The organism is Limnospira sp. PMC 289.06 (assembly GCF_032350395.1).
In the GTDB taxonomy this organism is placed as follows: Bacteria; Cyanobacteriota; Cyanobacteriia; order Cyanobacteriales; family Microcoleaceae; genus Limnospira; species Limnospira platensis.
The window spans coordinates 1-11,414 of sequence record NZ_JARPLC010000140.1 but is presented as its reverse complement, the minus strand read 5'-3'; the positions used below and the strand labels follow the sequence as shown (position 1 = coordinate 11,414).

7 protein-coding genes are annotated in these 11,414 nt (G+C 44.1%); 2 read left to right on the top strand and 5 right to left on the bottom strand.

Annotated features, from left to right (window positions below):
* Positions 1-217 precede the first annotated feature (217 nt).
* The 3 genes from P5674_RS20520 to P5674_RS20510 all read right to left on the bottom strand — a co-directional run bounded on the left by P5674_RS20520 (position 218) and on the right by P5674_RS20510 (position 3,629).
* Complete coding sequence (locus P5674_RS20520; protein WP_315670232.1) at positions 218-721, bottom strand: hypothetical protein; 504 nt, start codon at positions 719-721, stop codon at positions 218-220.
* Positions 722-770: 49 nt separating this feature from the next.
* Complete coding sequence (locus tag P5674_RS20515) at positions 771-2,636, bottom strand: 3'-5' exonuclease (protein WP_014276613.1); 1,866 nt, start codon at positions 2,634-2,636, stop codon at positions 771-773.
* Between the two features lie 432 nt (positions 2,637-3,068).
* Positions 3,069-3,629, bottom strand: coding sequence for a hypothetical protein (locus P5674_RS20510; RefSeq protein WP_006617254.1), 561 nt, complete (start codon positions 3,627-3,629; stop codon positions 3,069-3,071).
* 849 nt (positions 3,630-4,478) lie between these two features.
* On the opposite strand from P5674_RS20510, the gene P5674_RS20505 reads away from it, so the two are divergent.
* Positions 4,479-6,212, top strand: coding sequence for a hypothetical protein (locus P5674_RS20505; RefSeq protein WP_315670231.1), 1,734 nt, complete (start codon positions 4,479-4,481; stop codon positions 6,210-6,212).
* A gap of 92 nt (positions 6,213-6,304) precedes the next feature.
* A complete protein-coding gene (gene dxr / locus P5674_RS20500; RefSeq protein WP_315670230.1) occupies positions 6,305-7,495 on the top strand; it encodes a 1-deoxy-D-xylulose-5-phosphate reductoisomerase in 1,191 nt (396 codons plus the stop codon).
* Positions 7,496-7,591: 96 nt separating this feature from the next.
* On the opposite strand, the gene glgA is transcribed toward dxr, so the two are convergent.
* Both glgA and ltrA read right to left on the bottom strand, forming a co-directional pair.
* A complete protein-coding gene (gene glgA / locus P5674_RS20495; RefSeq protein ID WP_190490557.1) occupies positions 7,592-9,019 on the bottom strand; it encodes a glycogen synthase GlgA in 1,428 nt (475 codons plus the stop codon).
* Between the two features lie 483 nt (positions 9,020-9,502).
* A complete protein-coding gene (gene ltrA / locus P5674_RS20490; protein WP_315642951.1) occupies positions 9,503-11,284 on the bottom strand; it encodes a group II intron reverse transcriptase/maturase in 1,782 nt (593 codons plus the stop codon).
* Positions 11,285-11,414: the final 130 nt, after the last annotated feature.

The window sequence follows — 11,414 nt, the reverse complement described above, 5'->3', positions numbered from 1 at the left end:
ATATCGCAATAATGATAAGGGTTTAAGTTAATTGGAGATGTTGGGTACGAAACCCAACATCTTGGTTGGGTTTCACTGCGTTTCACCCAACCTACAAGAGATTTGGCAACTTGGTTGGGTTTCACTGCGTTTCACCCAACCTACAAGAGATTTGGCAACTTGGTTGGGTTTCACTGCGTTTCACCCAACCTACAAGAGATTTAGCAAGCCCTCACCACTAAATTAAACGATAAACAATTGACCCATCACTCTCACGATTATCCATGGTAATTAACTGCTGTATCATCATTTCTTCTAACGTTTCCCTAACTTGTTGACTGCTTAAACCGGTTTCTATTACACAATCAGCTAGGGTGACTTCTCTGTTTCTTTTCATAAGTTTGAGCAGCTTCAGTTCAACATTATTTGCTGAGGGAAGATTGGCTGAATTATTCTGGTTTAAACCGCTATTTAGTTTCTTAGCTTGATTAACAGCCCGGACATTTTCAATAGTAGCAACCACAACATATATACCATATATACCTGCCACTAAGTCAAAAAATTCATCATCCAATCCCAAAAACGTTATCAAAATAACTATTCCAAATCCTTTAAATAAGGCTTTATAACGTCCGGTATAAATATAGCCAATCGGTAGAAAGAAAAAGGTCAATAATCCCGTAGCCCAAGCATTTTTATTAGCCAATTTGCTAATTCTTTCGGTATCTTGTGAGTCACTCATAATCAATTCCTCAATTTTAGATGATTATAGTTAGGGCATAGGAAGGGGACTAAGCTACCACTAAGCGATCGCACATCTTCAACTCTCTCAGGAAATCAAAATAACCTGATCCAAATAGATATAACACATCCTGAGCGCGGGTCATTGCCACATAAAATTCCCGGCGAGCCTTTGCTTTTTCACCCACACCAAACTGCTGCACCCACGGGATAATTACAGCTTTGAACTCTAAACCCAAAGCTGATTTACCAGTAACCACCCTGACACCAGGATGACTAGAACAGTAGTTAATTTTGTGGTCATGTTTATTATCATTCACCCAAAAAACTCCCATTCCGATATGGTCTAGGGTTTTAATTAGATGCTCAAAAGATTGACTCTCATTTGTTCCCTTATAGCGGTAAATCACAGCAATCTCATGAGGTTTATATCCCTCATTTACTAACTTCTTAATAGTGTCAATTACACCATTAATTTCATCCATACGGTTTGGTTTGATATGAAGCTGTGGTATCTTACCATGTCTAACTGCTGCCAAGGGTTCTACCACAGGAAATGTCTCATCTTCCAGTTCATCATCTTCTGCTGAAGATAGATCACAAACCATAGCCCATGCTAACTGTAATATTTCCTCAGTATTCCGGTAGTTTTGGGTAAGTTTTCGCATCCTCCCCTTTGCTTTCACTCCCACAGATTTCCAGGTAAACTTATGTCGGCGATAAATACTCTGGGAACGGTCGGATACAATTACTAAATCGCCATCTTCTGGGTCTTTGAGAGCCGCCGTACAGCATTCAAACCACTTAGGATGGAAAGTATGACCTTCATCTATTAAGATGGCATCCCACCTGTCATCGCTGGGAATTTTTTGCAGTGCATTTAACAGCCTAGTACCCATTTCATAGTCGTATATATCGTCGTCTTTAAAATGGTTAGGATTGGGTAGACCTCTGAGGACGGATTTTGCCCAAGCATGGAAGTGCATAACTTCAATGCGTCGGTGATATAAAAGGTTATAGTCTTCTTTGATGAGCGATCGCAAATAAGATGCCAAAGCAACATTATAGCAGAGAATTAGGACTTTCGTATCTGTCCAACCTCCCGCTAAAATTTTAGCGCGACTGAGAAGAATCAAAGTTTTGCCACTACCTGCGACTCCCGAAAATAGTCGATGACCGGAATTTAAAGAACGCGCCAATTGTTCCTGGCGATAATCGAGAGTTGTCAGAATAATAGCATCCGGCTTAACCAGTTTACCTTCCGGGACACTGCTAGGTTTAGCTGGTTCTTGTCTAACCTGAGCTTCTGGGTGAATTACCCCTCGAATAGTATTAATTTGGTCATCTTCTAAATCTGCAAATTTAAATCGGACGGTAAACATGGCTTCCAGGCGTTTAATCAGCGCCCTTTCTCCGATTTCTTGCCATGTCATCAGTTCATCTTTGTAGCAGACCTGTGGCTTTTCTAGTAAGGCATAAATATGATTTTCCCGCGCCTGTGCTTCTGTGATATTAGTCATCACTGCACCGACACCGATAGGACATACCAACTTACCTTGATAATCTCCATCATCTTGGCACAGGATAGAATAGCCTTTAAGTTTGGAAAGCAGAGCATCTAGGTAGCCTTTCGCTTGTCTCATAGGAGACTGACAATGCTCTAATTGACCGTCTTGTTCAATATGAAAGAAAAAACTATCTGCTTTGTGGATTTGTTTAACTGACCACCCCTTAACTTCTAGTATCAGTAAACCGAAGCTGGGACTAAGGATCATAAAATCGGGGTAAAATCCGCTGGTAATGGGTTCATAGTAAACAAAGAAGTCGTCAGGTAGTTCATCCCGCAACAAGCGGAACAGCATTTTTTCTCCTTTGCTGGCTTTCGATGGGATTGAATCAGGGATGACTAATGCCATGGTTGATGAGCTAAGATGACCTGAATAGCAGCCTTGAGCTTTTGAGTAAATTTGCTTGTCGCCGCACTGATAAACTCAGTATAAAGCAATTCCTACGATTTCACAATGGGTTTACTTAACTTCATGATTGAGTGTTCGTCAGTGTCAGTAATTTAACGGATTAACTACTAACAGCTACCATGGGGAGCCTTTTCTCCTCCAGAGAAATGACAGGAGGTTGTTTGGTGAATGTTCTCCGTGGAGGCGGTTACATCTGCGATTAAGCAGGAGAATGGGGAGTAAAATTGTAAGTGTCAATTATACAGAATAGTTTGTTCTCTTGGCGATCGCATCTGAGAGGGAGGGAGGTCAAATAGATAGAATTGAGACTCCCCTGATTGGGGTGTGGCACATTCCTCAATAATGAGGAATGTTAAGCCAAGTTTTCACGGATTAAGAAAGATCGACAATATTTGCCCACTTAGCAAACGAGGGAGGAAAGAAATTTACCTCATAGCCTGAATCTTCCCATTCTTTGACCCACAGAGGGATTTTACCCCCATCAGGAGTTGAAGCAAATAACCGGGCTTTGTTCTCCACGATATAAAATATCTGTTTGAGAGTGTCTCCCTTGTCTAAAGCATCACTCAGGATTTCGTCTAACTCCGGGGGGACTCGCTTAACCCTTGTTTTGTCGTCCTCGACCCAAACCAGTTTTAAAGATTTGAGGTCGCGCGGACCCAGGTTGGTTTTAAAATAAACCCGTTTCAGGGTAGCCACGGGAGCTAAACTTCTTTCTATCCTTCTGATTTGCTGGAGTCTCAGAAAGTGCCATTCTGCTAAACGTAGTCTTTCTTCCGGTGAAATAACCCCTTTACTGGTAGCGTGTTTAAGACCATATTTAGCTTGGGAACATCCGAGGTTAGCCAGCAGATGGATTAACTCTCGTTCTTTTGGTGTGGCTTGTCGCCTCACTAAATTATGGGTCGGTTGCCGTCTTGTTTTAGTATCCATCTCAATTGGTTCGCTGCTGACGATGATAAAATCTGGGTGAAACTATTCAGTTTTCAGTAAGACTGGATTAACTTTGGTGTGTTGAAATCGATATTTCCCATCATGGCGATCGCTCCTGACTTTTTACAGTCTATCAGTACCGGGGTACGACATTAATTTTTCAGCCAGAGTCACTTAGCTACCACTGAGAAATAGGATCTTGATTTTGGGGAGTTGGACAGGAACAAAACCAAGCATGGCGGGGATTTTTCCGGTTAATGGTCTATAAAACAGCTATCCCACTTTCAGAAAAAGCGGGTGATTGCAATAGACCCCTTGAAATCTCCAAAACCGACCTGTAATAATTAATACAGACTCGCAAACCTTGATTGGTCGGTAACAGGAATTGAGCTTGTCCGTAGTGTCCGTGAGTTGTCCACTCAAATCCGACCTGATTCCCCTAGTTCAGGGGGTCGGGCGGATAGGAAATCTACCAAAGTTATCCGAAAGTTTATCGATCATTAGGGTGTTTTTTCATCAGGGTGCATTTCCTTTACTCAAAACATCTATCATCATTCTACCTCAGCCAGAGAGGGTTGCTCTCATGCTTTGAGGCGATTAGTTTCGATGACCCACTGTTCTCACCGGAAGCCAAAAGCATTCCGGTGCGTTTTTTTGTGCCCATTTTGGTTGCTGAGAGTTTCCTTTACCAAATCTTTACAATAGGGGGCTTGACCCCTCATAGCAAAAAGGCTATATTGTGTTATGTAGATGCACCCTGATGGTAGAGAGAGTTGCTCAGGCAGTTCTCTCTTTTTTTTTGTCCCGTTTCCTGGACTGTGGCAGAATACTACTCTGGTAGCCTCAAATATGGCGGGGAATATGGGAAAGCGGGTTCACCTCTGGGAAAGTTGGGTTAAGCACGATCGCATTAATTTGGTTTTACTACTGGTCTGGTGCGCGATCGCCTTAATTTTGCGTCTGATCAACTTAGAAGCTAAACCAATCTGGAGTGATGAATTCGCCACCCTAGCCTTTAGCCTGGGTCATGGTTTCCATAGGGTCCCCTTGGATACAGCGATCGCTCCAGAATTACTGCTGTTTCCCCTACACTTGGGCGATCATATGGCGATCGCTTCCGTTTCCGAAAGGCTATTTACAGAAAGTAACCATCCCCCCATTTACTTTTGGTTGACCCATCTGTGGGTTCACTGGTGGGGAACTCCGGGGGATTTAGTCTCAATTTATATAGCCAGATCCCTTAGTGTTCTATTTGGGGTCGCTACAGTTCCCGCTATATTTGGCTTGGGGTGGCTATGTTTTAGATCTGTACTCGTTGGACATCTGGCGGCGGCGTTGATGGCCGTTTCACCATTTGGGGTATATTTAGCCCAGGAAGCACGACACTACACTTTGGCAATGTTCTTGGCGATCGCATCTTTCGCCTGTCTCACGGTCGCTATTGAACGCCTCAAAGCACAAATCTCTCTCCCGGTCTGGCTGGTTTTGGTGACTGTCATAGTTAATAGCCTAGGAATGGCCGTCCATTTCTTTTTTATCTTCCTCCTGATAGCCCAAGGGTTAATAGTTTTGGCATTTTGGATTCAGGATATCCGCTACTATCCTCTACGGTTTCCCAAGCTGAAACTCTGGAAAGGGTTTTATGCGATCGCATTAGGTACAGCTATCGGTAGCTTGGTGTGGTTGCCAATTTTTCTGAAAATTTCCACCGGAGATAGCCAGTTAATTGCTTGGACTTTACCGAGTCGCAATCATTTTATTGAGCCCATTTTTCGGCTAATCGCTTGGGTGATTACTATGGTGATTATGTTACCCGTCGAAAAGCAACCTTTGCCCATTATTATAGTTTCTAGTGCCGTGGCTTTGCTGGTTTTAGGGGTATTAGGAAAAGTAGTAATTGATGGTTGGAAGTTTCAAAGCGATCGCCACAAAGAATCACTGAAGTTATGGCTAGGCTTTACTTTGGTGATTATGGCTATATTTGTCGGAATGGCTTGGGCTATTGGTTTGGATTTAACCCTAGCAGCCCGATATCAGTTTATTTATTTTCCCGTTGTGTTACTAATCCTGGCCGCCGGGTTGGCTAAAAGTTGGGAGTTTCCCGGAAAATCTCAATGGCGACGATATGCGATCGCTTTTATAGGTTTCATGTCTTTATTAGGTGGGTTAATGGTAGTGTATAACTTAGCTTACCACAAACCCGATCGCCCCGAACTTGTCGCTGAGGAAATATCCGCTTATTTAAGGTCAGATATTCCCACCTTAATTGCCACCGTTCACAAAAGCCATGAACAAACCGGGGAAATGATGGGAATTGCCTGGGAATTACAAAAGTTAGGTATCCGGGAAAATTCCCCTTTCTTTCTACTGGCGCATCGCCATGATGGTGATTCTTTAACTTCGACCAATACCTTAGTTAAGACTCTGAATAGATGGCCGCAACCCATGAATTTATGGTTGATTAACTTTGCCGCTGAATTTGACCATTCCGGGTCTAATTGTGAGCGAGAATTGGGGGTAAAATCTCGGGTTCCTGGTTATTTCTTGCGGATGTATCGCTGTGGGTATAATGAGAGTTTATGAGGAGAATTGTGCTTTAATTTGCTAATGGGGTTTGCATGGGGGTGACACTTACAGATACTATGGTTATTTAATAACATAAGTTAGCAAAAGACATGAAGGCAATTACTCTTCTCGGTTCTACAGGTTCTATCGGTACTCAAACTCTCGATATTGTTGCTCATCACCCCGATAAGTTTAAAATTGTGGGATTAGCCACAGGTAGTAATGTCACTCTCCTGGCGCAACAGGTGCGACAGTTTCGGCCGGAAATTGTCGCTATTTGTGACCAGAATAAGTTGTGGGAATTGCGAGAGGCGATCGCCGATCTTGACCCCCAACCCATTATAGAAGCAGGAGAGTCTGGTATAGTGGAAGTTGCCCGCTATGGAGACTCGGAAGCTGTGGTGACTGGTATTGTTGGCTGTGCCGGACTATTGCCAACAATTGCAGCTATTGAAGCCGGTAAGGATATCGCCCTGGCTAATAAGGAAACTCTCATCGCTGGCGGACCTGTCGTCAATCCTATGATTGAGAAATATGGCGTTAAATTGTTACCCGCTGACTCCGAACATTCCGCTATTTTTCAGTGTCTGCAAGGGGTTCCCTCTGGGGGTTTACGACGGATTATTCTGACAGCTTCTGGGGGCGCTTTTCGTGATTGGCCTGTAGAAAGGTTAACCGAGGTCACAGTGGCTGATGCAACTACGCATCCTAATTGGTCTATGGGCCGTAAAATTACCGTTGATTCCGCTACCATGATGAATAAGGGTCTCGAGGTGATTGAGGCTCATTTTCTGTTTGGTTTGGATTATGATCAAATTGATATTGTCATTCATCCCCAGAGTATTATTCACTCTTTGATTGAGTTGCAGGATACTTCTGTATTGGCGCAGTTGGGTTGGCCGGATATGCGTTTGCCCCTATTATATGCTCTATCTTGGCCGGAAAGAATTTATACCGATTGGGAACAGTTGGATTTGGTCAAAGCTGGTAATTTGACTTTTAAAGCACCAGATAATCAAAAATATCCTTGTATGCAGTTAGCATACGCGGCCGGACGGTCTGGGGGGTCTATGCCAGCCGTGTTAAATGCCGCTAATGAACAGGCTGTGGCTCTGTTTTTAGATGAAAAAATTAGCTTTTTGGATATTCCCAAGGTCATTGAAATGGTGTGCGATCGCCATGAACAAGATAATTGTCAAAATCCCAGTTTGGATGATATCTTAGCCACCGACCTATGGGCACGTCAAGCAGTTATCGAGGCTAGTGCAAGGGTTAATCAAAAAACGGCGATCGCTTTGTAGTTGATTGTATGTAGTTGATTGTATCCTAGAAAAACCCGGTTTCTGTGTCCACTGGGAACTTGAGAAACCGGGTGTTTTGCTTAACCGGGTGTCGCCCTAAGTGGTGACACCAGTTTCCGGTTGTACTTCAGGAGTTGGGGGTTGGTAGGAATAGTATCCCGCTACTTCCTCATAAACCTTGATGTATTCCCGGGCTGAGTTTTCCCAGCTAAAGTTTTGGTGCATGGCTCGCTGTTGGAGTCGCCGCCAATGGTCTTTATAGCGGAAAGCCTCCGAAGCGCGAACCATAGACGTAAAGAAGTCCAGAGGTTCGTAGCGGTCAAAACAGTAACCTGTGCCGCCTTCCCCTACTGGGTCGTTATGGGATACCGTATCGACTAAGCCTCCTGTACGCCGCACAATGGGAATACAGCCATAACGCATTGCTAACATTTGGCTAATTCCGCAAGGCTCAAAACGACTGGGCATAATTAAGGCATCCGCACCAGAATAAATCCGCCGTGATAGGGCATCATTAAACAGAATTTGGGTCGTCATTCTCCCCGGATAGCGGGATGCCATTTGCCACATTTGGGTTTCGTAATAGCGATCGCCTGTTCCCAGTAAAATAAATTGGGAATCAGTAAAGGACATAAACTGATCCATAATTTGAATTACTAGATCGAGTCCTTTTTGTTCCACCAGTCGTGTTACCATACCAATCAGGAAGGCACCGGAGTTAACTTCTAGTCCTAACTCTTCCTGAAGGGCAACTTTATTGGTTTTCCGTTTTTCCACGGTATCAGCATTAAAGTTTTCCACGATATAGCGATCGTTTTCCGGGTTATAAGACGACGTATCAATCCCATTAAGAATCCCCGACATTTTGCCACTTATATAGGAGAGCAAACCTTCCATGTTTTCCCCATAGCCAGCCGTTTGAATCTGACTAGCATAAGTGGGAGATACTGTAGTTACCCGGTCAGCAAATTGAACCGCTGCCGCCATGACATTATGACCTTCCATAAACCAAGGACACCAGGTAATCCGTTCCAAAAACCAGCGCCAAGGTCCTTGATAAGCTAAATTATGAATGGTAAAGATAGTACCTATATCAGGGGTTTCTTTCATCCATACGGGAATCATCCCGGTATGCCAATCATGACAGTGAACAATTTGGGGTTTCCAGTAATTCCAACAAAATTCAGCAGCCCCATTCGCAAATAGGGTGAACCGCCAATCCTCATCTTCTCCATAGTAAATCCGACGAGGCATAAACGAAGGATGTCCAAATAAATATAATGGAACATCAGTTTTGGGAAATGTCGTCTCAAAAACCGCAAATTTTTGATACATGGCGGTTCCCCACCATATAGGTTCCTTGGGTATTTTGATTTTGTCTGGTAAAAAGCCATAGTAGGGCATAAATACCCGGACATCATGGCCCATTGCCCGCAAGACCTGGGGCAAAGCACCCACGACATCCCCCATACCCCCGACTTTGGCCAGGGGTGCCGCTTCCGCCGCTACAAATAAAATTCGCATAATTGTATTTTGCGTTCCCTTAGATCGAGATGCGTAACGTGATCATACCGGAGGCCGTTGCAATATTTTTACATTTTTCCGAAAGTACCTAGAATGATCCCACCGGTCAGCCTAGAGCAAGAAGTGATCAACGTTCACACATGAATGCTCCGCCACCTGCGTTCCGCGAGGTGGGGGTGGGGACAAGGATTTATCCCTCGTGACAGGTGGCATTCTCACCGTGTTGCGGGAACTTTTGCCCGCATACACCCCTAAGTCGTTTCCGCTTCGGGCTGATGAATAGTTTTGCCCTGAGTCTGACGTTGATTAACCGACTACAGAGGACTTATAAGCCGCTTTACCTTTCTCAACCAATCGTGTCTCTGGGGAGTTCGGGTTCTATGCCCGCCCATTACCGTGCCAGTTGATTAGGGGTCGAGAGTGAAGTCACCTTCACCCCCTCCCATTCAGAACCGTGCATGAAAGTTTCCCTTCACACGGCTCCTAGTTTGATTGCTCCATTGTTAAGGACACAGCATCGGCTTCATCTAGTGCCGTTTTATCATCATGACAGTGGCGGTGCAATAGTTGAAGATTCTTGTACTCCTCTTTACCACCTTGGCTTCGAGGTACTATGTGGTCTACTTCAACTAAATCTGATGGGGTAAAGTATTGCCCACACCAGGCGCACCTACCTTTTTGCTTTTTAAGTAGTTTTGCTACCCTTGTTGGTGTATCGATTGCCTGACCTTTCCTGGTTGCCCAATAAGTCCAATTTCCGTCGTATGGTGTTGCATCCGGGCGCACTAGGGTATGTCTGACAATTGGCGTCCAGCTATGCTTGTGGAAATGTAACCCATCTTTGGTTTGGAACATCCAACTTTCTTGTCTTTCTTTCCCATTACTGAGTTTAACTTTTCCAGGTATGAAATAATTACTCAGTTTTTCGTAGTTTGCCTTTCCGCATCTTGAGACTGTCCATGCCCTTAACATTTGCCAAATTATGTGGTCTAGCTTAGAGAAGGTTTCTATTGAAACGACCCCTGAATAGTAATTTGACCATCCCCGTATTATCGGATTTAGCTTGCTAATCAAGGCTGATTGGGGTGCTGTCTTATGTTGTTTGATTACACCCTTAATCACTTCTATCTGGGCTTTAACTGCCTTCTTACTGGGTTTGATGTGGGTTAAAAAGGTTTTCCTTGTGTCCCTATTTATCTTCCCCGCTCTATGTTTTCCTGCTGGGTATTGCCTAATATTGAATCCCAAGAAATCGAAACCAGGTTCTTCTGTTTTCCCTTCATATTGTATGGGGTTAAGTGTATGACACACTCTGGTCTTTTCCGGTTTAATCTCTAATCCTATAGGTTTTAACCAACGGGAAATAGCAGTTTTGCACTGTTCAATGATGTCCAGTGACGGTGATATCACTACAAAATCATCAGCGTATCTTATTAGGGTGGCTTTAACTTTACCCCCACTTGCTTTTGGATACATTGTTTCAATTAACCTAGCCATTCCATCCAGTGCAATGTTGGCGAGTATTGGACTTATTACCCCTCCTTGTGGTGTCCCGGCTTCTGTATCCTCGAATACGCCATTGTCTAGCACTCCTGCTTTTAACCATTGTTTCAGGTCGCGTTTAATTACGCTAGGACAATGAATTTTGGACAGTAGGTAATCATGGTTTATTCGGTCGAAGCATTTCGCTATATCCGCATCAAGGACATAGTATTGACCCTGATTTATGGCCGTGTATATTCTACCAATCGCGTCATGGGCTGACCTGCCTGGTCTGAACCCGTAGCTTGTGCCTTCAAATCTCCCTTCCCATTCGGGTTCGAGAGCCGATTTCACCAAGGCTTGCCTGGCTCTATCTTGGATTGTGGGTATCCCTAGAGGACGTTTCTCATCCCTTCCAGGTTTTGGAATCCACACCCTTCGTAGTGGTTTTGTTTTGAGGTTTCCCTTGATTTTCTCAGCCATTTCTAACCTTTGCTTAGGGGATATTACGACCATCCCATCTACTCCAGCCGTCTTTTTGCCTTGATTGTCTTGGGTCACCCGTCGCACCGCTAAGAGCCGGGCATAATATGATTTCACCAATAGACGTTGCCACCTTCTAACCTTTGCATCCTGTCCCGATTTAGCTGCTTGAAATATACTCTTTTGGAGCTTGAAAACTTTCCGTTGAACCTTAGTCCATGGGATTGCCTTCCATGCGTTGTTCGTAGTCTTGATTGGTTTTGGTTTCCCAAACCCTTTCTTTAAACTCGCTATCGCCATTTGTACACCTACTAGGCTCTATTTCTTTACAATCAAACCGTGACCTGTTAGCATATCCCTGCCATTACAGTAGGGCGTTGGCTTTTGGTCACATCTCACATCCTCTAGGACTTGCGGTTACACTTATCCC